The following is a 22,633-nucleotide window of genomic DNA, read 5'->3' on the forward strand; positions in this document are numbered from 1 at the left end:
GGATGTGATCGCATGCGCCGGCTCTCCGTTCCCGGGGCCTGGGTGCACGAGCCCACGGTCTTCCCGGACGACCGCGGCAGCTTCCACGAGTGGTTCCGGGCGGCGGACCTGGGAGCCGCGGCCGGGCACACGCTGGGGCTCGCGCAGGCCAACTTCTCCCGCTCGCGGCGGGGCACGCTGCGCGGCATCCACTTCGCGGACGTGCCGCCGGGCCAGGCGAAGTACGTGAAGTGCGTGCGGGGCGCGGTGCTGGACGTGATCGTGGACGTACGCGCCGGCTCGCCCACGTTCAAGCGGTGGGAGGCGGTCCGGCTGGACGACACCGACCACCGGGCGGTCTACCTCGCGGAGGGGCTCGGGCACGGGTTCATGGCGCTGACCGACGACGCCTGCGTGCTGTACCTCTGCTCCGAGGGCTACGCGCCGGAGCGGGAGCACGGCGTCGACCCGCTCGACCCGGACCTCGGCATCGCGTGGCCGGCGGACATCGCGCCGCTGCTCTCCCCGAAGGACGCCTCGGCCCCGAAGCTCGCCGAGGCCGGGGAGCGCGGGCTGCTGCCCTCGTACGCGGAGTGCGAGGCGTACTACGCGCGGCTGCGCGCGGACGGTCCGGCGGTGCCGGGGGTCCGGGCTGCCGAGCCGTCGTTCAGCCCGGCCGGTCGCTGACCGGGGCGTTCGGCGGCGAGGAGCGCGGGGAAGGCCGCGTGCAGCGCCGCGCGCCAGTCGCGGACCGGGTCGATGCCGGCGGCCCGGAAGCGGTCGTGCGCGAGCACGCTGTACGCGGGCCGGGGCGCGGGCCTGGCGAAGGCGGCGCTGTCGACGGGCCGGACGCGGTCCGGGTCGGCGCCCAGCAGCCGGAACACCTCGCGGGCCAGGCCGTACCAGGTCGTGGCACCTGCGCTGGTGCCGTGGTAGACGCCCGCCGGGGCGGTGCCGTCGAGCGCGGCGCGGCCCAGCAGGACCAGCCGGGAGGCGAGATCGACGGTCCAGGTGGGCTGTCCGCGCTGGCCGTCCACCACGTCGAGGGTGTCCTTGACGGCTTCCAGCCTGATCATCGTACGGACGAAGTTGGCGCCGCCCGCTCCGTAGAGCCAGGCCGTCCGCACGACGTGGCCCGTGTCCGGCAGGGTCTCCAGGACCGCGCGCTCCCCGGCCAGTTTGGTGCGGCCGTACGCGCTGCGCGGGGCGGTCGGGGCGTCCTCCGGGTACGGCCGGTCCGCGTCGCCCGCGAACACGTAGTCGGTGGAGACGTGCAGCAGGACGCTGCCGTGGGCGCGGCAGGCACCGGCGAGGACGGCGGGTCCGGTGCCGTTGACGCGCAGCGCCTCGGCCTCCCGGCTCTCCGCGTCGTCCACCGCGGTCCAGGCGGCGCAGTTCACGACGACGGCGGGCCGCTGCGCGTCGAAGACGGCGCGGACCTGCGCCGGGTCCGCGACGTCCAGGGCCGCGCGGTCCGCCGCGACGACGGTGGCGCCCTCGCGGGCCAGCGCGGTCGTCAGGTCCCGGCCGAGCATGCCGCCGGCCCCGGTGACCAGCCAGCGCGGCCTCACAGGGCGGCCCTCTCCTTGAGCGGTTCCCACCAGGAGCGGTTCTCGCGGTACCAGCGGACGGTCTCGGCGAGCCCGGCCGCGAAGTCCTTGCGGGGCGCGTAACCCAGCTCCTCGCGGATCTTCGTGCAGTCGACGGAGTAGCGCCGGTCGTGGCCCTTGCGGTCCTCGACGTGGACCACGTCGGTGTCCCAGTCGGCGTCGCACGCCTCCAGGAGCAGCCGGGTGAGCTCCTTGTTGGAGAGTTCGGTGCCGCCGCCGATGTTGTAGACCTCGCCGGGGCGGCCCTGGGTGCGGACGAGCTCGATGCCCTGGACGTGGTCGTCGATGTGCAGCCAGTCGCGGACATGGGCGCCGTCGCCGTACAGCGGGACGGGCAGCCCCTCCAGGAGGTTGGTGACGAAGAGCGGGATGACCTTCTCGGGGAAGTGGTGGTGCCCGTAGTTGTTGGAGCAGCGGGTGACGCGGACGTCGAGCCCGTGGGTGCGGTGGTACGCCAGGGCGATGAGGTCGCTCGACGCCTTGGAGGCGGAGTACGGGGAGTTGGGCGCGAGGGGTTCGTCCTCGGTCCAGGAGCCCTCGTCGATGGAGCCGTAGACCTCGTCCGTGGAGACGTGCACGAAGGTGCGGACGCCCGCCTCGTGCGCGGCGTGGACCAGGGTGTGGGTGCCCACGACGTTCGTACGGACGAAGGCGGCGCCGCCGTCGATGGAGCGGTCCACGTGGGACTCGGCGGCGAAGTGCACCACCTGGTCGTGTCCGGCCATGAGCCGCCCGACCTGCTCCGCGTCGCAGATGTCGCCGTGCACGAAGGCGAAGCCCGGGTGGCCCCGGACCTCATCCAGGTTGGCCGGGTTGCCCGCGTAGGTGAGGGCGTCGAGCACGGTGACGGAGACGTCGCCGGGGCCGTCCGGGCCGAGCAGCGTACGGACGTAGTGGGAGCCGATGAAGCCGGCGCCTCCGGTGACGAGGATGCGCGTACCGGTCATGAGGAGATCTGCACCTTGCTGTGGTCGCCGAGGACGAGTCGGTGGGCGGAGGGGCTGCGGGGCGCGGGCGTCACCTCGACGTCGTGGCCGATCAGCGAGGCCTCCACGCGCCGCACCCCGTCGATGGAGGCGCCCCCGAGGACGATGGAGTACTCGATCTCACTGTCCTCGATGCGGCAGTTCTGGGCGACCGAGGTGAACGGGCCGACATAGGCGTCGCTGATCACCGACCCGGTCCCGATGACGGCGGGGCCCACGATCCGGCTGCGGGTGACCCGGGCGCCCGGTTCGATCAGCACCCGGCCGATGATCTCGCTCTCGCCGTCGACGTAGGCGCCGTCGGTGCACGGCTCGACGCTCTCCAGGACGGTCCGGTTGACCTCCAGCATGTCGGTGACGTTGCCGGTGTCCTTCCAGTAGCCGCGGATGATGGTGGAGCGCACGTCGCGTTCGCGGTCGATGAGCCACTGGATGGCGTGGGTGATCTCCAGCTCGCCGCGCCAGGAGGGGCGGATCGAGCGGACGGCCTCGTGGACGGCCGGGGTGAAGAGGTAGACGCCGACGAGCGCGAGGTCGCTCTTGGGGTGCTCCGGCTTCTCCTCCAGGGCCACCACCCTGCCGTCCCCGTCCAGCTCCGCGACGCCGAACGAGGTCGGGTCGGGCACCCGGGTCAGCAGGATCTGCGCGTCGGGCCGGTCCGCGCGGAACTCCTCGACCAGGTCCGCGATCCCGCCGACGATGAAGTTGTCCCCCAGGTACATGACGAAGTCGTCGTTCCCCAGGAAGCGCTGGGCGACCAGGACCGCGTGGGCGAGGCCGAGGGGTTCGGCCTGCGGGATGTAGGTGACATCGATGCCGAAGCGCGAACCGTCGCCGACCGCCGCGCGGATCTCCTCCTCGGTGTCGCCCACGATGATGCCGACCTCGGTGATGCCGGCCTCCGCGATGGCCTCCAGGCCGTAGAACAGCACCGGCTTGTTCGCCACCGGGACCAGCTGTTTCGCCGAGGTATGGGTGATGGGACGAAGCCGGGTGCCGGCCCCACCGGAAAGTACGAGAGCCTTCACAGTTCCTGCCCCCACGATGAGATAGGACGGCGGCCACCAGGGCCGCTATCTAGGGGACCTTACTGAGCTTCCCTCGCATCTTCCGCGACAAAACGGCCCTTAACGCTATATCAGCGGGAAAAGTGACGGTCTCCCGCAACCCGGACCACCCCGTCATGCGCGCAGGGCCCGGCGCCGTCCTCGGGGAGCGGTGCCGGGCCCTGCGTACGGCCGTGCTTACGGGTGGCGCAGGCGCCAGCCCTGCCAGGCGGACTCGATCATCTCGTCCACGCCGTACCGCGCCGACCAGCCCAGCTCCGCGCTGATGCGCTCGGCGGAGGCGACCACGCGGGCCGGGTCGCCGGGGCGGCGGGCGGAGACCTCGGCGGTGGCGTCCTCGTTGCCCGTGACCTTGAGGATGCGGTCGACCATCTCGCGCACCGAGCTGCCCTCGCCGCGGCCGATGTTCAGCGTGAGGTCCGTGCCGGGCTCGGCGTCCTCCAGCCGGCGGGCGGCGGCGAGGTGGGCGGAGGCGATGTCCTCGACGTGGATGTAGTCGCGGATGCAGGTGCCGTCGGGCGTGTCGTAGTCGTCGCCGAAGATGCGCGGGGCCTCACCGGCCTCCAGGCGCTCGAAGACCATCGGGACAAGGTTGAAGACGCCCTCGTCGGCCAGCTCCGGCGAGGCGGCGCCCGCCACGTTGAAGTAGCGCATCGAGGCGGCGCGCAGCCCGTGGGCCCTGGCGGCGGCGTGGATCAGCCACTCGCCGACCAGCTTGGTCTCGCCGTACGGGCTCATCGGCGCGCACGGGGTCGTCTCGGTGACGAGGTCGACGTCGGGCATGCCGTAGACGGCGGCCGACGAGGAGAACACCAGCCGGTCGACGCCCGCGGCGACCATGCTCTCCAGCAGGACCTCCAGGCCGGTGACGTTCTCCTTGTAGTAGTACAGGGGCCGCTCGACGGACTCGCCGACCTGCTTCTTGCCCGCGACGTGCACCACACCGGTCACCCCGTGCTCGCGGATCGCGGCGTCCAGGGCCTCGCGGTCGAGAACCGTGCCGGTCACCAGGGGGACGCCCGCAGGCACCTTGTCGGCGCTGCCCGTCGACAGGTCGTCGAACACGACCACCCGCTGACCACCGGCGAGCATCGCGCGCACCACGTGCGCACCGATGAACCCCGCCCCACCCGTAACCATCCAGGTCATGTCGTGCGTCTCCTGTCCGCTGCTGTGCCCCCGTCGGCGTTCCACCCTACGTGGAAGGGCCCGAGGCACCCCCCGGGTGCGGCCGGGGCGATCAATTACGCTGTCCGGGTGCCGGACGCCGACCACTGTCGCACGGTCCGACCGCGCCCCTCGTAGAACCCCTGCGGACAGCCCTCTGGAACTGGTGGACGATGCCTCGACTGACACTCATCGTGCCTGCGTACAACGTGCAGGGGTACATCGGGGAGTGTCTGGACTCCGTGCTCGGGCAGGACTTCGCCGACTTCGAGATCATCGGGGTGGACGACTGCTCCCCGGACGGTTCCGGTGCGATCCTCGACACATACGCGGCCCGCGACGACCGCCTGCGTGTGCTGCACCTCACGGAGAACATCGGCCTGGGCCGTGCGCGCAACGCCGGGCTCGAACAGGCGACCGGTGACTACGTCCTCTTCCTGGACAGCGACGACACCCTGGCACCGGGCTCGCTGTCGGCCATCGCGGCCCGGCTCGACGCGACGGGCGACCCGGACATCCTGGTCTACGACTACACCCGGACCTACTGGGACGGGCGGCTGCTGCGCAACAAGCGCACCGACCTGATGAGCGAGGAGGGCCCGGACGTCTTCTCGCTCGCCGAGCGCCCGCAGCTCCTGGACCTGCTCCAGATCGTGTGGAACAAGGCCTACCGTCGCGACTTCGTCACCCGGCACGGCTTCCAGTTCCCGCCCGGTTACTACGAGGACGCCCCGTGGACGTACAGCTCGCTCATCGCGGCGGAGCGCATCGCGGTGCTCGACCGCTCCTGCGTGCTGTACCGGCAGCGCCGTGAGGGCGGCAACATCCTGGCCACGGTCAGCCGGAAGCACTTCGACGTCTTCGACCAGTACGACCGGGTGTTCGCGTTCCTGGACGGGCGGCCGGACCTCGACCGCTGGCGCCCGGTGCTGTTCCGGAAGATGGTCGACCAGTACCTGACCGTGCTGGAGCGGCCGGGCCGGCTGCCGCGCGACGCGCGCGCCGAGTTCTTCCACCGGGCCGCCAAGGACTACCGCGCGCGGCTCCCGGAGGGCTTCGAGCGGCCGCCGGGCGGGCGCGGCTACAAGTACGCGCTGCTCGGCGCCGACTCGGCCTCCGCGTTCTTCGGGCTGACCCGCGCCAACAGCGTCCGCCACCGCGCCCGGCTGGGCGGCAGGGCCCGTATCGGCCGGGCCAAGCGGGCGGCGCTCGGCATGTTCTACCGGTCCCAGTTGCGGCTACCGGTGGACGAGAACCTGGCCGTGTTCTCCGCGTACTGGGGCCGCGGCTACTCCTGCAACCCGGCGGCCATCGAGGCCGAGCTCGGCCGGCTCGCGCCGCAGACGCGCCGGGTCTGGGCGGTGCGCGCCGAGCACCGCGACCGGGTGCCCAAGGGCGTCGAGAAGGTGATCGTCGGCTCACGCGAGTACTGGGCGGTCATGGCCCGCGCCAAGTACCTGACGAACAACGTCAATTTCGGCGACACCATCGTCAAGCGCGACGGGCAGATCCACCTCCAGACCCACCACGGCACCCCGCTGAAGACGATGGGCCTCGACCAGGCCCAGTACCCGGCGTCCACCGACATGGACATGGAGAAGCTGCTCCGGCGCTGCGACCGCTGGGACTTCAGCCTGTCCTCCAACCGGTTCACCACCACCGTCTGGGAGCGGGTCTACCCCTGCCGGTACACCACCCTGGAGACCGGCTACCCGCGCAACGACGTGCTGGTCAACGCCACCGCCGCGGACGTCGTGGCGGCCCGACGGGAGCTCGGCCTCGCGGACGGCACGACCGCCTTCCTGTACATGCCGACCCACCGCGAGTACGAGAAGGCGTTCGCTCCCCGGATCGACCTGTCGAAGCTGGCCGAGGACCTGGGCCCGGACGTCACCCTGCTGGTGCGCGGGCACTACTTCTACAAGCCCACCGGCCGGCTCGCCGAGCTCCAGGCAGGAGGCCGGATCATCGACGTCTCCGCCCACGGCAACGTCGAACAGCTCTACCTCGCCTCCGACGCCCTGATCACCGACTACTCCTCGGCGATGTTCGACTACGCCAACCTGGACCGCCCGATCGTCATCCACGCGGACGACTGGGACACCTACCGGGTCGTGCGCGGCACCTACTTCGACCTGATGGCCGAGCCCCCGGGCGCCGTCGCGACGGACCAGGAGCGGCTGACCGCGATCCTGGGCTCGGAGGAGTGGCGCGACGAGAAGGCGGCGGCGCTGCGCGCGGCGTTCCGGGAGCGGTACTGCGACTACGACGACGGGCGGGCCGCCGAGCGCGTGGTGCGCCGGGTGTTCCTGGGCGAGGAGACCCCGCTGCCGGTGGTCCCGCTCGCGGAGCGCCCCCCGGTCCCCTCCCCCGCCGAGGCCCTGGCCCAGGTCTGAGGCTCCCGGGAAACGACTGCGGGCCCGGCCCCTTCCACCGTTCGGAAGGGACCGGGCCCGCGGCCGTTCCACGTGCTTACGAGAACGGGTCGAAGTCCCGGTACTCCTCGGCGACCTCGTCGCGCTCCGCCTCGCGGTCGCGGCGGCGCTGAGCGGCCGGACGCGGCTCCTCCAGGCGGTGGTCCTCGCCGCGGCGGCCCAGCATCTCCGCACCGGCGGTCACGGTCGGCTCCCAGTCGAAGACGACCGCGTTGTCCTCGGCGCCGATCGCCACGCCGTCGCCCGCCCGGGCCCCGGCCTTGCGCAGCTGGTCCTCGACACCGAGCCGGGCCAGCCGGTCCGCGAGGTAGCCGACGGCCTCGTCGTTGTTGAAGTCGGTCTGGCGCACCCAGCGCTCCGGCTTCTCGCCGCGCACCCGGTAGATGCCGTCCTCCTCCAGGGTGACGGTGAATCCGGCGTCGTCCACGGCCTTGGGCCGGATGACGATGCGGGTGGCCTCCTCGACCGGCTTGGCGGCGCGCGCCTCGGCGATGATGCCGGCGAGGGCGAACGACAGCTCCTTGAGCCCGGTCCTGGCGACGGCGGACGCCTCGAAGACGCGGTAGCCGCGCGCCTCCAGGTCGGGGCGGATCATGTCCGCCAGGTCCTGGCCGTCCGGGATGTCGATCTTGTTGAGGACGACGATGCGGGGCCGGTCCTCAAGACCGCCGTACAGCTTCAGCTCCTCCTCGATCGTGTCGAGGTCGGAGACCGGGTCGCGGTCGGACTCCAGCGTCGCCGTGTCCAGTACGTGGACGAGCACCGAGCAGCGCTCGACGTGGCGCAGGAACTCCAGGCCGAGGCCCTTGCCCTGGCTGGCGCCCGGGATCAGGCCGGGGACGTCCGCGATGGTGTAGACGGTCTCACCGGCGGTGACCACGCCCAGGTTCGGGACGAGGGTGGTGAAGGGGTAGTCCGCGATCTTCGGCTTCGCGGCCGAGAGGACCGAGATCAGCGAGGACTTGCCGGCGCTCGGGTAGCCCACGAGGGCCACGTCGGCGACGGTCTTGAGCTCCAGGACAATGTCGCGGGCCTCGCCGGGCTCGCCGAGCAGCGCGAAGCCGGGGGCCTTGCGGCGGGCGGAGGCCAGCGCGGCGTTGCCGAGGCCGCCGCGGCCGCCCTGGCCCGCGACGAAGGTGGTGCCCTGGCCGACGAGGTCGGCGAGCACATTGCCCTGGCGGTCGAGGACGACGGTGCCGTCCGGGACGGGAAGGACCAGGTCCTGGCCCTCCTTGCCGGTGCGGTGGTCGCCGCCGCCGGGCTGGCCGTTGGTGGCCTTGCGGTGGGGGTGGTGGTGGTAGTCGAGGAGCGTGGTGACGGACTGGTCCACGACCAGGGTCACATCGCCGCCGCGGCCGCCGTTGCCGCCGTCCGGACCGCCGAGCGGCTTGAACTTCTCACGGTGAACGGAGGCACAGCCGTGGCCTCCGTTACCCGCGGCGACATGCAGTTCGACGCGGTCCACGAAGGTGGTCATGGATGGAACCTCCAGTTGCATACCTGCGGAAAAACTTCGCTCGCCCCCGTAAGGGCAACACGCGAAAGGCGGACCCACTTCCCTCCTCGGGAAGTGAGGTCCGCCTCCACGTCATACCGCTCTACGAGCGCCGGGAATTCAGCCGGCGATCGGAACGATGTTCACGACCTTGCGGCCACGGTGCGTGCCGAACTCGACCGCACCGGCGGCGAGGGCGAACAGCGTGTCGTCGCCGCCGCGGCCGACGCCCGTGCCCGGGTGGAAGTGGGTGCCGCGCTGGCGGACCAGGATCTCACCGGCGTTGACGGCCTGGCCGCCGAAGCGCTTCACGCCGAGCCGCTGAGCATTGGAATCGCGCCCGTTCCGGGTGGACGATGCGCCCTTCTTGTGTGCCATGTGTTCTCAGTCCCTTACTTCGCAGCCGCGGGAATACCGGTGACCTTGATCGCCGTGTACTGCTGGCGGTGACCCTGGCGACGGCGGTAGCCGGTCTTGTTCTTGTAGCGAAGGATGTCGATCTTCGCGCCCTTGTGGTGGTCCACGACCTCGGCCTGGACCTTGATGCCGTCGAGCACCCACGGGTCGCTGGTCACGGCGTCGCCGTCGACAACGAGCAGGGTAGAGAGCTCTACCGTGTCGCCAACCTTGGCGGTGGAAATCTTGTCAACCTCAACGATGTCGCCGACAGCAACCTTGTGCTGGCGGCCACCGCTGCGCACGATGGCGTACACGCGGATCTCACTCTCACTCGAAGCGGAAACCCCTGATGCCAGCCGCTCACACGGGTCCGGGGACCCGTGATGATCCGGAGTGGACGAGCGGCCTCTCCCGTACGAGCGGGAGGTCGGTGCTCAGAGGTGTGGCGAACAAACGCCGACGGTCAAGGTTACGGGGCCCGGCACAGCCGGTCAAACCGGGCCCTGGCCCCTCAGACCGCGGTGGTTCTGACGTACTCGGCGTACGCGTCCCTGATGCCGTCCTCGGACAGGTTCAGGTGTTCCAGGATCGTGTAGCGCCCCGGCCGGGTCTTCGGCGCGAACGCGACCACCCGGACGAACTCGTCCACGTCGAAACCCATGTCCTCGGCGGTGACCGGCAGCCCGTGGCGCCGCAGCACCTGGGCCATGCGCACGGACTCCTGGACGGCGCCGCGCAGATGCATGGCGAACGCCGCGCCGAGCCCGCACTGTTCGCCGTGGCTGGCGGCCCGCTGCGGGAAGAGCAGGTCGAAGGCGTGGTTGATCTCGTGGCAGGCGCCGGAGGCCGGGCGGCTGTCACCGGCCACCGACATCGAGATCCCGGTGAGCACCAGGCCCTCCGCCAGCACCCCGAGGAACGCGTCGTCGCCCAGGCCGCCCGGGTGGCGCAGCACGGCCTCGCCGGCCTGGCGGGCCATCGCGGCGGCCAGGCCGTCGATGTCCTCGCCGTTGACCCGGTGGGCCAGCTCCCAGTCGGCCACGGCGGAGATGTTGGACAGCGCGTCCCCGATCCCGGACCGCACGAAGCGGACGGGAGCCTCGCGGATGATGTCGAGGTCGATGACCACCGCGATCGGGTTCGGCACTCCGTACGAGCCCCGGCCCGCGTCGTTGTCGAGCGTCGCGACCGGGGAGCACAGCCCGTCGTGGGACAGGTTCGTCGCCACGGCGACCAGGGGCAGCCCGACGCGCGCCGCGGCGAACTTGGCGCAGTCGATGATCTTGCCGCCGCCGAGGCCGACCACGGCGTCGTACCGCCCGGACTTCATGGCCTCGGCGAGCTTCACGGCGTCGTTCAGCGTGCCGCCGCCCACCTCGAACCAGGAGGCGCCCGGCAGGCTGTCCGTGAGCCGTTCCCGCAGGGCCCGGCCGGAACCCCCGCTGATCGCGACCGCCAGCTTCCCCGAGCCGGAGATCCGCTGATCGGCGAGCACGCCCGCCAGATCCGCCAGAGCCCCGGCCCGGATGTCCACGACGACCGGCGCGGGTATCAGCCGGGTCAGTACTGGCACGCGATCTTCCTGCCCTTGGCGAGGTCGTCGTGGTTGTCGATCTCGACCCACTTGACGTCGCCGATCGGCTCCACGTCGACCTTGAAGCCGCGGTTGACGAGCTCCTGGTAGCCGTCCTCGTAGTAGAGGTCCGGGTCTCGCTCGAAGGTGGTCTTCAGCGCATCGGCCAGCTCCTCGGCCGCGTCGCCCTCGATGAGGGTGACGCCGATGTACTCACCGGTGGCCTCGGCCGGGTCCATCAGCTTGGTGATCCGGCGCACGCCCTTGCCGTCCTCGACGACGACCTTCATCTCCTCGTCGGCGAGGGACTTCACCGTGTCGAGGGCGAGGATGATCTTCTTGCCGTCGCCGCGCGCGGCCAGCAGGGTCTTCTCGACGGAGACCGGGTGCACGGTGTCGCCGTTGGCGAGGATGACGCCGTCCTTGAGGGCGTCCCGGCCGCACCACAGGGAGTAGGCGTTGTTCCACTCCTCGGCCTTGTCGTTGTCGATCAGCGTGATGCTGACGCCGTACTTGGCCTCCAGCGCCGCCTTGCGCTCGTACAGGGCCTCCTTGCGGTAGCCCACGATGATCGCGACCTCGGTCAGGCCGACCTCGGCGAAGTTGCCGAGCGTCAGGTCGACCACGGTCAGGCTCTCCTCGTCGCCCTCGGGGCCGACGGGCACGAGCGCCTTGGGCAGCGTGTCGGTGTAGGGACGCAGACGACGGCCGGCGCCGGCGGCCAGAATCATGCCGATCATGGGGTTCTCCTCGGTGCGGTGTTGCGGTGCGGTGGTACGGGTGTCTGGGATCGGGGGTACGGGGCCCGGCGGGCGGGTCAGAGCTCCGCGGCCACGTAGGCGCGCAGCCAGCTGCGGAAGTCCGGGCCCAGGTCCTCGCGCTCGCAGGCGAGGCGGACGATGGCCCGCAGATAGTCGCCGCGGTCGCCGGTGTCGTAGCGCCGGCCCCGGAAGACCACGCCGTGCACCGGGCCGCCGAGCTTCTCGTCGGCGGCGAGCTGCTGGAGCGCGTCGGTCAGCTGGATCTCGCCGCCCCGGCCCGGCTCGGTCTCGCGCAGCACGGCGAAGACGGCGGGGTCCAGGACATAGCGGCCGATGACCGCGAGGTTGCTGGGCGCGTCGCCCGGCTCCGGCTTCTCGACCAGCCCGGTGACCCGGACGATGCCGTCCTCGGCGGTGGGCTCCACCGCCGCGCAGCCGTAGAGGTGGCTCTGTTCGGGCGCCACCTCCATCAGCGCGACGACGCTGCCGCCCTCGCGCGCCCGGACCTCGGTCATCCGGGTCAGCAGCGGGTCGCGCGGGTCGATCAGGTCGTCGCCGAGGAGCACCGCGAAGGGCTCGTCGCCCACATGGGGCTCCGCGCACAGGACGGCGTGGCCGAGGCCGCGCGGGTCGCCCTGGCGGACGTAGTGCATGGTCGCGAGGTCGCTCGACTCCTGGACCCGGACCAGCCGCTCGGCGTCGCCCTTGCGGGTCAGCGCCGACTCCAGCTCGTAGTTCCGGTCGAAGTGGTCCTCCAGCGCGCGCTTGTTGCGCCCGGTGATCATCAGGACGTCGTTCAGCCCCGCGGCGGCGGCCTCCTCCACGACGTACTGGATCGCGGGCTTGTCCACGACCGGCAGCATCTCCTTGGGAGTCGCCTTCGTCGCCGGCAGGAACCGGGTACCGAGCCCGGCGGCCGGTATGACGGCCTTCTGGATCTTGCGCATGTGGGGGCTTTCGTGTCGGGGGCGGGAGGGCCCGGCGCCGGGACGCGGCCCGGCCGGTCCCGGGAGGGGGACCGGCCGGACCGTGTCACGTGAGGCGGATCAGTCCTCGTCGGCCGTGGCCGTGACGGCCGGGGCGGTCTGCTGCTCCGCCGCCACCGTCTTCTTCGCCGCCGCCTTCTTGGCCGTCGTCTTCTTCGCGGCCGTCTTCTTGGCCGCGGTCTTCTTGACCGCCGCCTTCTTGGCCGTGGCCTTCTTAGCGGTCTTGCGGGCCGCCTTCTTGGCCGGGGCAGCCTCGGCCTCGGGCTCCGCCGACGCCTCGGGGGCCTCGGTGACCTCCGGGGTCTCCACCACGACGACCGCGGCGTCCTCGGCCCCCGCGGGGGAACCGGCGGGCGCGCTGACCTTACGGGTGGCGCGGCGCCGGACACGCGGCGGCGCGGCCTGCTCCTCGGCCGGGGCCTCGGCGTGCGACGCCTCGACCACCGGGTCCTCGGCGGCCACCGGGTCGGGGGCCGCGACGGGCTCGGCGGCCGGTGCGGGCTCGGCCGGTTCCGCCGGGGCCGCCTCGGTCACGGTCGCCTCGGCCGGGGCCGGGGAGCCCGCCGGGGCGGTCGCCTTCCGGGTCGCCCGGCGGCGCGTCCGGCCCTGCGGGGCCTCGGCGGGAGCCTCTTCGGCCACCGGCTCCGGGGCCGCCACGGGCTCGGCGACCGGCTCGGCCACGATCTCCTCCACCGGGGCGGCGGAGGTCTTCGGGGCGCCGGCCGGGGCCGATGCCTTGCGGGTGGCCCGGCGGCGGCCGCGGCCGCGTGCGACGGCGGCCTCGGCCTCGGCGGCACTGCTGTACAGCTCCTCGTCCGGGACGAACTCGGGCTCGGGCAGGGCCACCGGTGCGGCGACCTCCGCGGCGACCTCGGCCTCGGTCTCGGCCTCGGTGTGCTCCTGGGCCTGGTCGTGCTCGTGGCCGTGGTCGTGGTCCTGACCGCCGCCGCGCCGCTTCTTCGAGCGCTTGCCGCCGCCACCGCCGCCCGCGGACGCGGGCTGCTCCATGTGGACGATGACACCGCGGCCGTTGCAGTGGACGCAGGTCTCGGAGAAGGACTCCAGCAGCCCCTGGCCGACCCGCTTGCGAGTCATCTGGACCAGGCCCAGCGAGGTGACCTCGGCGACCTGGTGCTTCGTACGGTCGCGGCCCAGGCACTCCAGCAGGCGCCGCAGCACCAGGTCCCGGTTGGACTCCAGCACCATGTCGATGAAGTCGACCACCACGATGCCGCCGAGGTCGCGCAGCCGCAGCTGGCGCACGATCTCCTCGGCCGCCTCCAGGTTGTTCTTGGTGACCGTCTCCTCCAGGTTGCCGCCCTGGCCGGTGAACTTGCCGGTGTTGACGTCGACCACGACCATCGCCTCGGTCTTGTCGATCACCAGCGAGCCGCCGCTCGGCAGGTAGACCTTGCGGTCCAGTGCCTTCATCAGCTGCTCGTCGATCCGGTACGTCGCGAAGATGTCGACCTCGGAGGTCCACCGCGACAGCCGGTCCGTCAGGTCGGGCGCCACGTGCGAGACGTAGCCGTGGATGGTCTCCCACGCGTCGTCACCGCTGACGATGACCTTGGAGAAGTCCTCGTTGAAGATGTCCCGGACGACCCGGACGGTCATGTCCGGCTCGCCGTAGAGGAGCGTCGGCGCGTTGGAGCTGCCGGTGCTCTTCGCCTTCTTCTGGATGTCCTCCCACTGCTGCTGGAGCCGCTCGACGTCACGGCGCAGCTCGTCCTCGCTCGCGCCCTCGGCGGCGGTGCGCACGATGACGCCCGCGTCCTCGGGGACGATCTTCTTGAGGATGGTCTTGAGCCGGGCGCGCTCGGTGTCGGGCAGCTTGCGGCTGATCCCGGTCATCGAGCCCTCGGGCACGTAGACCAGGTAGCGGCCGGGCAGCGAGACCTGGCTGGTCAGGCGGGCGCCCTTGTGGCCGATCGGGTCCTTGGTGACCTGCACCAGGACGGACTGGCCGGACTTGAGCGCGGTCTCGATACGGCGGGGCCCGTGGGCCATGCCCAGCGCCTCGAAGTTGACCTCACCGGCGTACAGGACGGCGTTGCGGCCCTTGCCGATGTCCACGAAGGCGGCCTCCATGGACGGCAGCACGTTCTGGACCTTGCCCAGGTAGACGTTGCCGACGTAGCTGGTGGCCTGCTCCTTGTTGACGTAGTGCTCCACGAGCACGTTGTCCTCGAGGACGCCGATCTGGGTGCGCTCGCCGCTCTGGCGGACGACCATGACGCGCTCGACGGCCTCGCGGCGCGCCAGGAACTCGGCCTCGGTGATGATCGGCACCCGGCGGCGGCCCTGCTCGCGGCCCTCGCGGCGGCGCTGCTTCTTGGCCTCCATGCGGGTCGAGCCCTTGATGGACTGGACCTCGTCGAAGCCGGTACCGGGCTCCCGCTCCTCCTTCTTGCGGGGCTCGCGGACCTTGACGACGGTGCGCTCCGGGTCGTCCGAGCCGTTCTCGCCCTCGGCCACCGCGTCACCGCTGCGACGACGGCGGCGCCGGCGACGGCGGCTGCTGCTCGATCCGGAGGCGCCGGACTCGCGCTCGTCGTCCTCGTCGTCCGCCTCGTCGGCGGACTCCTGGGCGGCCTCGGGCTCGTCCTCGGCCCGGTCGGCGTGCTCGTCGTCCGTCTGCTGCTCGGCGCCCTCGTCCTCGGCGGCCTCGCCCCGGCGGCGGCGACGGCCGCCCCGGCGACGGCGGCGCGACGGGCGGTCGCCGTACTCGTCGTTGTCCTCGCCGTCCTGCTCGGCCTCGGCGGCGGCCTCCGGCTCCTGCTCGTCCTCGGCCTGCTCCTGCGCCGGGGCGGCGGTCACGGTCTCGGTGGTGTCGGCCTCGGCGGCCTCACCGCGACGGCGGCGACGGCGGCGCGAACCGCCCTGCGACGCGGTCTCGGCGGGCGCGGGCGCCTCCTCGCGGACCGGGGCGGCCTCGTCCTCGGGCTCCTCGTGCGAGGAGGCGGCCGCGGCGGCTGCCGCGGTCTCCGGGGTCTGGAACATCGGCTCGGCGAAGACCGGCGCCTGGAAGACGGCGACGGCCGGGCGGGCGGCCCGACGGCCTCGGCGCGCGGGCTCCTCCGGCTCGGCGGTGAACTCGGGGCGGCCGGCGGCGGCGGTGGCCCGGCGGCGCTGACGGCCGCGCGGGGCGGCCTCCTCGACCTCGACGGGCTCGGCGGCCAGCTCCTCCACGGCGGCCTCGGGCAGGCTCTCACCGGTCTGGGTCTCGGCGGGCTGCTCGCCGGCGGCCTTCGGCGCACCGGCCGGGGACGAGGCACGGCGCGTCGCGCGGCGGCGGCCGCGGGGGGCCTCGGCGACGGGCTCGGGGGCCTGGGCCGCCTCGGTGACCTCGTCGGCCTCCTCGGCCTCGGCGACGGGCTCCACCGGGGCGGCCTGCGGGGCACCGGCCGGGGCGGAGGCCCTGCGGCGGGTACGGCCACGCGGGGCCTCGGCGGGCTCGGCGGCGGGCTCAGGGGCGGCCTCGGCGGCGGCCTCCGGGGTCTCCTCGGCCTCCGCCACGCTCTCGGCGGCCTTCGGCGCACCGGCGGGCGACGTGGCCTTGCGGACGGCACGGCGGCGGCGGGGGGCCTCGGCGGCGGGCTCGGCGGGCGCCTCCGCGACGGGCTCCGCCACGGGGGTCTCCTCGACGATCTCGGCGGGCTCGGCCTGCTCGGCGGCCTTCGGCGCACCGGCGGGCGACGTGGCCTTGCGTACGGCGCGGCGGCGCGGGCGCGCCGGAGCGGCGCTCTCGGCGGCGGGCTCGGGGCTCTCCACGACGGGGGCCTCCTCAACGATCTCGACCGGCTCGGCGGCCTTGGGCGCACCGCTCGGGGACGTGGCCTTGCGAACGGCACGACGGCGGCGGGGAGCCTCGGCGACGGGCTCGGCGGGCGCCTCCGCGACGGGCTCGGCGGCGGCCGGCTCGGCGGTCACGGGCTCCACCGTGTCGGCCTGCTCGGCGGCCTTCGGCGCACCGGCCGGGGACGTGGCCTTGCGGACCGCGCGGCGGCGGGGGCGGGCGGGGGCGGCCTCGGCGGCCGGCTCCGTGCTCGGGGACTCTGCGGCGTCAACGGCCGGTATGGCCGACGCGTCGGCGGCGGCCTGCGCCCCGCCCGACGGCGGACCGGCGGGGCGGGAGGCGGCGCGGCGCCTGCGGCGCGGGGGGAGCTTGTCCCCGGGGGTGTTGTTGTCTTCGGCGTTCCCGGCGGTGCCGGGTTCGTTCGGCTGGGGCATGCGGGCGTTTCTCCCGTCGCGCTCCCGGGCGCCGCACCTGATTCCGGTCCGGCTCGGTCCGCGGGTGGCCGCGGCACCGCCGTCCGGGGCGCGGGCGCCGCACGGGAGCTGAATCTTGGCTCGCCGGTTCCGTACGCGGTGTGCGGACGGCCTGGCGAAAGTCTTATGGGTCAGTGCGCGGCCCGGCCCAGGTGGCTCCCGAGCACGAGGGCTGCGCTACAACGACCGCCTTACGCGGAACCTGCACCTTCCGGCGCCGTCGCGACGGCGGTCCCGGTGGCCGTGGTTGATGCGGCCGGGGCTGCCTCGCGGTCGGGCGCGAGCGGGTCGGTCACCGTGCCGGACTCCTCGTCGAAGAGCCCCTGCGCCAGCCTGGTCACCGCTGCGGGGACCGGCGGCGCCAGGTCGGCCACAACGCGGAGACCGGACAGGACGTCGTCAGGCCGAACGGCAGGTGTCACGTGCCGAACAACCAGCCGCAGTATCGCACAGGCCCTGTCACCGGACCTATCAGCCGGAAGCTCAAGGGTCTGGAGGTCGACCACGGCGGAACGGGCGTCGAAGGTCCGCATGCCGTTCTTCGTACGGCGCTCGACCTCGACGGTCTCCGCCGCGTTGAAGGCGGACACGGCCTTCTCCGCGTCCTCGGGGGTCACCCCGTCGAGGCGGATCTCCCAGACGGAGGCGGTCAGCCGGTCGGCCAGGCCCGAGGTGCGGGCCTCGACGGCGTCCGTGATGTCCAGGCCGTCCGGCATGGAGTCGTTGAGCAGCTCACGCAGGACACCCGGGTCGCGGGGCTCGGTGAGGGCGATCTCCAGGAACTCGGCCTCGCTGCCCGTACCGGTGGGGGCGGCATTGGCGTACGACACCTTGGGGTGGGGGGTGAAGCCCGCCGAATAGGCCATGGGCACCTGGGAGCGGCGCAGCGCCCGCTCGAAGGCACGCTGGAAGTCGCGGTGGCTGGTGAACCGGAGGCGGCCGCGCTTGGTGTAGCGCAGTCGGATGCGCTGCACCGCCGGTGCGGGCGGCGGGCCTTCGGGCTGTCGCTTGCCCAGTGGTTCTTCTCCTCGGTGCGGGGCGGGCGCGGTGGCGCGCCGCCCTCGAAATACGGGTGGCCCGGGGGCCCGGTCCGGCTCACCCCTGCTGTGCGGATTTCTCCGGAAGCGGGGAAAACTCTGGTCCTGGCGCCGCGCTGGGCACGGTCGTTGCACTACCCAGAGTACGCGCAAGGGGGCTTCCGGGTTCCCCGGGCTCGGGTTCGGCGGGCGCGCCGACCAGGGCGCGCCAGGCGTCGCGCCTGGCCCGGCGCACCGTTTCCCGGGCCGTGCGCAGCGTCTGGCGGGCCGTGCGGCCCACCGCGCGCAGGGCCCGCCCGACGGGTGCCAGGAAGGCGTCGCGCACGACGTGCCCGACCGGGACGCACACCGTGCGGTACGCCCAGCGCACCGGCGCGGCGATCAGGTTCCGGGCGAGCCAGGCGAGCGCCCGGCCGACCGCCCGGGAGAGGTATCCGGCGACCCGCCAGGCGATGCCGAGGGCGGCGGCGATCTCCCGGCCGACCGGGGTCAGGACGCGCCGGTACACCCAGACGACGGGCGTGACGAGAAGCACCACGACGAGCCACCGCAGCGCGATCCCGATGCCCCGGAAGAACGCCTCGATCCCCCGGATCACCAGCTCCAGCGTCCACGCGATGCCATGGCCCAGCGGGGTGAGGACGGCGCGGTACGCCCAGACGAGCGGGATCACCACGAGGTACCGGACCAGCCAGGCGACGGCGAGCCCGACGGGCACCAGGACGTACCGCCACAGCAGCACCACCGGCAGGACGAACAGGATGCCGAGCAGCCACTTCAGGGCCGAGCCCAGCCACCGCACCGCCGGGACCAGCGCCTCGCGGTACAGCCACCGCAGCCCGTGTCCGAGCGGGATGAGCAGCTGCGCGTACGCCCATTGGAGCGGCAGCACGATCCCGTACCGGACCACGGGCACCACGACGTAACGCCAGAGCGCGACCCACGGCCAGACGAACACCGCGCGGGCCAGCCAGAACAGGGCGTGTCCCAACGGGACGCACACGTACCGCCACAGCCACCCCGCCGGGACGACCACCAGCACGTCGAAGAGCCAGGCCAGGGCGCGTCCGAGCGGGCGGAACAGCACCCGTTCGGCGGCCCGGGCGGTGACGACCAGGGCGTCCCAGACCATGCGAACCGGCAGGACGACCAGGAGCACCACGATCCGGACCGGGACCCGAATCACCGCGGTGAGGCAGCCGTCGCCGCCCTCGTAGTGCGCGGGCGCCTGGTGGGCGCCGTACTCAGACGGCTTCCGGTGCTTTCCCTGTTCCATGCACCTCATGACGCGAAGGCCCGGTCCGGGGTTTCCCGGACCGGGCCTCGTCACCGAGCTGTCACACGCCCGCGATCACTTCGCGGCTCACTTCACGACCGTCAGCGGCAGGAGCTTCTTGCCGGTCGGGCCGATCTGGATGCTGGTGTCCATCTGGGGGCACACCCCGCAGTCGAAGCACGGGGTCCAGCGGCAGTCCTCGACCTCGGTCTCGTCCAGCGAGTCCTGCCAGTCCTCCCAGAGCCAGTCCTTGTCGAGGCCCGAGTCCAGGTGGTCCCAGGGCAGGACCTCCTCGTAGGTCCGCTCGCGGGTGGTGTACCAGTCGACGTCCACGCCGAACTCCGGCAGGGTCGCCTCGGCGCTCTTCATCCACAGGTCGTAGCTGAAGTACTCGCGCCAGCCGTCGAACCGGCCGCCGGCCTCGTAGACCGCGCGGATGACGGAGCCGACCCGGCGGTCGCCGCGCGAGAGCAGGCCCTCCACGATGCCGGGCTTGCCGTCGTGGTAGCGGAAGCCGATCGAGCGGCCGTACTTCTTGTCGCCGCGGATCTTGTCCCGGAGCTTGCCGAGGCGGGCGTCCGTCTCCTCGGCGCTGAGCTGCGGCGCCCACTGGAACGGGGTGTGCGGCTTGGGCACGAAACCGCCGATGGAGACCGTGCAGCGGATGTCGTTCTGGCCGGAGACCTCACGGCCCTTGGCGATGACGTTGACCGCCATGTCGCCGATCTGGAGGACGTCCTCGTCGGTCTCGGTGGGCAGACCGCACATGAAGTACAGCTTCACCTGGCGCCAGCCGTTGCCGTAGGCGGTGGCGACCGTGCGGATCAGGTCCTCCTCCGAGACCATCTTGTTGATGACCTTGCGCATGCGCTCGGAGCCGCCCTCGGGGGCGAAGGTGAGACCGGAACGGCGGCCGTTGCGGGTCAGCTCGTTGGCCAGGTCCACGTTGAACGCGTCCACGCGGGTGGACGGCAGCGAGAGACCGATCTTGTCCTCGGTGTAGCGGTCCGCGAGGCCCTTGGCGATCTCACCGATCTCGGTGTGGTCGGCGGAGGACAGCGAGAGCAGGCCGACCTCCTCGAAGCCGGTCGCCTTGAGGCCCTTCTCCACCATCTCGCCGATGCCGGTGATGCTTCGCTCCCGCACGGGGCGCGTGATCATGCCGGCCTGGCAGAAACGGCAGCCGCGGGTGCAGCCGCGGAAGATCTCCACGGACATCCGCTCGTGGACGGTCTCGGCGAGCGGGACCAGGGGCTGCTTGGGGTACGGCCACTCGTCCAGGTCCATGACGGTGTGCTTGGACACGCGCCACGGCACGCCCGACTTGTTGGGTACGACGCGGCCGATGCGGCCGTCCGGGAGGTACTCCACGTCGTAGAAGCCGGGGACGTACACGCCGCCGGTCCTCGCGAGGCGGAACAGGACCTCCTCGCGGCCCCCGGGGCGGCCCTCGGCCTTCCAGGCGCGGACGATCTCGGTGATCTCCAGGACCGCCTGCTCGCCGTCGCCGATGACCGCGCAGTCGATGAACTCCGCGATCGGCTCCGGGTTGAACGCGGCGTGGCCGCCCGCGAGCACGATCGGGTCGTCGATGTCCCGGTCCCTGGCGGCCAGCGGGATGCCGGCCAGGTCCAGGGCGGTGAGCATGTTGGTGTAGCCCAGCTCGGTGGAGAAGCTGAGCCCGAAGACGTCGAACGCCTTGACCGGGCGGTGGCTGTCCACGGTGAACTGCGGCACGTGGTGCTCGCGCATCAGCGCTTCGAGGTCCGGCCAGACGCTGTAGGTGCGCTCGGCGAGGACGCCCTGGCGCTCGTTGAGTACCTCGTACAGGATCATGACGCCCTGGTTGGGCAGCCCGACCTCGTACGCGTCCGGGTACATCAGTGCCCAGCGGACGTCGCACTCGTCCCACGGCTTGACGGTGGAGTTCAGCTCACCGCCGACGTACTGGATGGGCTTCTGCACATGCGGGAGCAGAGCTTCGAGCTGTGGGAAGACCGAATCGACAGACATCGCGAACTTTCGAGAGCCGGCAGGGGTGACCATCCAGCGTACCTCGCTGCTCAGTGTCCCCGTGCCCGCCGGATACGGGCCTTGTGCGCCCGGTGCCACACCCCGGGCAGCTCGCGCTCGGTCGCGGCGGCGACCGCCTCCTCGCGCCCGTACACCAGTCCCCAGGTGAACGACGGCTCCCCCGCCGCGTGCGCCTGTACGGCGAGGGCGCGCAGGGTTCCGCGAGCGACGACGCCGTCCTGGTGGTCGCCGAGGAGGCTCTGCACGGCCTTGAGCCGCTTGGCCGCCTTCTTCGCGGGCTTCCCCAGGGCCGGTCGGGCGGCCTCCGCGGCGTACCGCGCCCGTTTCGCGGCCTTGCGGGCGCTGTGGAGCGCGGCGTCCCTCTCCGGCCCCGGCGCCTGCTCCAGGGCGTGCGCCACCCGCCCGGCGAGGCGCCTGTGGTCCTTGCGGACCGCGCGGGCCAGCTCGTCGCCCGGCGCGGCGGTGGCGCCGGGCAGCAGCGGCGGGGCGGCGAGCAGGGCCTCCAGGGCGCGCAGCAGGTCCAGATAGCGCGCGGAGTCCAGGACGGCGGTCGTGCGCCGGCGCGAACCGCTGCGGCCCGCCGCCGACCAGAGCCGCAGCCGCGCCCTGACCGGCCCGATGACCAGGGGGCGGGGCAGCGCGTCGAGCCGGGCGCGCAGCCGGGCGTCCAGGACCTCCTGGTCACGGTCGACCCCCAGCTCCCCCGCGAGCCACTTCAGCTCGGTGCCCAGGGGGCGGGTGGCCTCGCGGTCCAGGACGCGGCGGTACGTGCGCAGGGCGCTGCGCAGCCGCCGGGTGGCGACGCGCATCCGGTGCACGGAGTCGGGCAGCCCTCGCCGCACGGCCGGGTCGAGCGCGACGATCGCCTCGGCCTGGCGGCGTACGTAGCCGAGGACGTGGTCACCGGCGGTGCGCGGCTCGTCCTCCCGGGGGCGCGCCGGGGCGGACCCCGTCTCCGCCAGGGCGCGGGCCAGTTTGGAGGGGGCGGTGGCGGGCCGGATGCCGGCCTCCTCCAGCGTGCGGCCGACGGTGTCGAGGAAGGCGGGGTCGCCGTCGTCGGCGAGCTCGGCCTCGATCTCGGTCCAGGCGGCGGTGCGGTCGCCGCCGGGCAGCCGCTCCGCGCGGACCTCGTCCACGCTGAGCTCGGCCAGCGGGGCGCCGTCGTCGTCCAGCAGTACGTGGACGTCCCGGGCGGAGACCAGCCGGACGACGGGGACGACGGGGGCGTCGAGGACCCGGGAGCGGATCAGGGCGGTGAGGCGGGCCGGTACGTGGCCGGAGAGCGGGGCCCGGATCTCGTCGCGGACGCCGTCGGCGACGGGGAGCTTCAGGTGCCAGCCGGCGTCGGAGCCTCCGGTGCGGCGGCGCAGGGTGACGTTTCCGGCGGCGAGGCGCAGGTCCTCGGTGTCGTAATAGACGGCGTCCAGCTCCATGACGCCCTCGTGCGCGACGGACCCGACGCCCGCCACCCGGCCCAGGTCGGGCAGCCGGGTGGCGTCGGTGGCTTCGTACTTCCGCTCGATCTCGCGCTTGGAGTCCGCCATGTATCGAACGTA

Annotated in this window: 17 protein-coding genes; 2 read left to right on the forward strand and 15 right to left on the reverse strand. The window is 72.8% G+C overall.

Annotated elements, in window-relative coordinates; genetic code table 11:
• The first annotated feature begins 12 nt into the window (after positions 1-12).
• Positions 13-666 carry a dTDP-4-dehydrorhamnose 3,5-epimerase gene (rfbC, locus tag AMK18_RS17700; protein WP_073863507.1) on the forward strand — a complete coding sequence of 218 codons (654 nt, stop codon included), beginning with the start codon at positions 13-15 and terminating at the stop codon, positions 664-666.
• Here the strand turns inward: rfbC and rfbD are convergent.
• The 4 genes from rfbD to galE form a co-directional block, all read right to left on the reverse strand.
• Positions 585-1,550 (reverse strand): dTDP-4-dehydrorhamnose reductase, encoded by a 966-nt coding sequence (gene rfbD, locus AMK18_RS17705; RefSeq protein WP_073863508.1) that lies wholly within the window; start codon positions 1,548-1,550, stop codon positions 585-587. The genes rfbC and rfbD overlap by 82 nt on opposite strands.
• Positions 1,547-2,536, reverse strand: a complete 990-nt coding sequence (gene rfbB, locus AMK18_RS17710) for a dTDP-glucose 4,6-dehydratase (RefSeq protein WP_073863509.1) — start codon at positions 2,534-2,536, stop codon at positions 1,547-1,549. Before rfbB ends, rfbD begins: the two co-directional genes overlap by 4 nt.
• Positions 2,533-3,603 carry a glucose-1-phosphate thymidylyltransferase gene (locus tag AMK18_RS17715; protein WP_073863510.1) on the reverse strand — a complete coding sequence of 357 codons (1,071 nt, stop codon included), beginning with the start codon at positions 3,601-3,603 and terminating at the stop codon, positions 2,533-2,535. The genes rfbB and AMK18_RS17715 overlap by 4 nt, the downstream gene beginning before the upstream one ends.
• 216 nt (positions 3,604-3,819) lie before the next feature.
• Positions 3,820-4,791: a UDP-glucose 4-epimerase GalE gene (gene galE / locus AMK18_RS17720; RefSeq protein ID WP_018103207.1), complete on the reverse strand. Its 972-nt coding sequence runs from the start codon at positions 4,789-4,791 to the stop codon at positions 3,820-3,822.
• A gap of 191 nt (positions 4,792-4,982) precedes the next feature.
• Between galE and AMK18_RS17725 the strand changes: the two genes are divergently transcribed.
• Complete coding sequence (locus AMK18_RS17725; RefSeq protein WP_073863511.1) at positions 4,983-7,205, forward strand: bifunctional glycosyltransferase/CDP-glycerol:glycerophosphate glycerophosphotransferase; 2,223 nt, start codon at positions 4,983-4,985, stop codon at positions 7,203-7,205.
• 76 nt (positions 7,206-7,281) lie between these two features.
• On the opposite strand, the gene obgE is transcribed toward AMK18_RS17725, so the two are convergent.
• The 11 genes from obgE to AMK18_RS17780 all read right to left on the reverse strand — a co-directional run bounded on the left by obgE (position 7,282) and on the right by AMK18_RS17780 (position 22,621).
• Positions 7,282-8,721 (reverse strand): GTPase ObgE, encoded by a 1,440-nt coding sequence (gene obgE / locus AMK18_RS17730; RefSeq protein ID WP_073863512.1) that lies wholly within the window; start codon positions 8,719-8,721, stop codon positions 7,282-7,284.
• A 138-nt stretch (positions 8,722-8,859) separates the two neighbouring features.
• Positions 8,860-9,117, reverse strand: a complete 258-nt coding sequence (gene rpmA / locus AMK18_RS17735; RefSeq protein WP_018103204.1) for a 50S ribosomal protein L27 — start codon at positions 9,115-9,117, stop codon at positions 8,860-8,862.
• A gap of 14 nt (positions 9,118-9,131) precedes the next feature.
• A complete protein-coding gene (rplU, locus tag AMK18_RS17740; RefSeq protein WP_014045903.1) occupies positions 9,132-9,452 on the reverse strand; it encodes a 50S ribosomal protein L21 in 321 nt (106 codons plus the stop codon).
• A gap of 197 nt (positions 9,453-9,649) precedes the next feature.
• The gene (locus tag AMK18_RS17745) at positions 9,650-10,711 is read right to left on the reverse strand and encodes an iron-containing alcohol dehydrogenase family protein (protein WP_018103203.1); all 1,062 of its coding nucleotides are present in this window, start codon (positions 10,709-10,711) and stop codon (positions 9,650-9,652) included.
• Positions 10,699-11,451 (reverse strand): phosphocholine cytidylyltransferase family protein, encoded by a 753-nt coding sequence (locus tag AMK18_RS17750; protein WP_018103202.1) that lies wholly within the window; start codon positions 11,449-11,451, stop codon positions 10,699-10,701. The genes AMK18_RS17745 and AMK18_RS17750 overlap by 13 nt, the downstream gene beginning before the upstream one ends.
• 77 nt (positions 11,452-11,528) lie before the next feature.
• The gene (galU, locus tag AMK18_RS17755) at positions 11,529-12,419 is read right to left on the reverse strand and encodes a UTP--glucose-1-phosphate uridylyltransferase GalU (protein WP_073863513.1); all 891 of its coding nucleotides are present in this window, start codon (positions 12,417-12,419) and stop codon (positions 11,529-11,531) included.
• A gap of 99 nt (positions 12,420-12,518) precedes the next feature.
• Positions 12,519-16,691 carry an Rne/Rng family ribonuclease gene (locus AMK18_RS17760; RefSeq protein ID WP_073863514.1) on the reverse strand — a complete coding sequence of 1,391 codons (4,173 nt, stop codon included), beginning with the start codon at positions 16,689-16,691 and terminating at the stop codon, positions 12,519-12,521.
• A gap of 230 nt (positions 16,692-16,921) precedes the next feature.
• Positions 16,922-17,704 carry a TIGR03936 family radical SAM-associated protein gene (locus AMK18_RS17765; protein WP_018103199.1) on the reverse strand — a complete coding sequence of 261 codons (783 nt, stop codon included), beginning with the start codon at positions 17,702-17,704 and terminating at the stop codon, positions 16,922-16,924.
• Positions 17,705-17,825: 121 nt separating this feature from the next.
• The gene (locus tag AMK18_RS17770) at positions 17,826-19,043 is read right to left on the reverse strand and encodes a hypothetical protein (RefSeq protein WP_073863515.1); all 1,218 of its coding nucleotides are present in this window, start codon (positions 19,041-19,043) and stop codon (positions 17,826-17,828) included.
• Between the two features lie 87 nt (positions 19,044-19,130).
• Complete coding sequence (locus AMK18_RS17775) at positions 19,131-21,056, reverse strand: TIGR03960 family B12-binding radical SAM protein (protein WP_073863516.1); 1,926 nt, start codon at positions 21,054-21,056, stop codon at positions 19,131-19,133.
• A 50-nt stretch (positions 21,057-21,106) separates the two neighbouring features.
• Positions 21,107-22,621, reverse strand: a complete 1,515-nt coding sequence (locus AMK18_RS17780) for a CYTH and CHAD domain-containing protein (RefSeq protein WP_073863517.1) — start codon at positions 22,619-22,621, stop codon at positions 21,107-21,109.
• Positions 22,622-22,633: the final 12 nt, after the last annotated feature.

Origin of the sequence: Streptomyces sp. CB01249 (assembly GCF_001905735.1) — a bacterium.
Classification (GTDB): Bacteria; Actinomycetota; Actinomycetes; order Streptomycetales; family Streptomycetaceae; genus Streptomyces.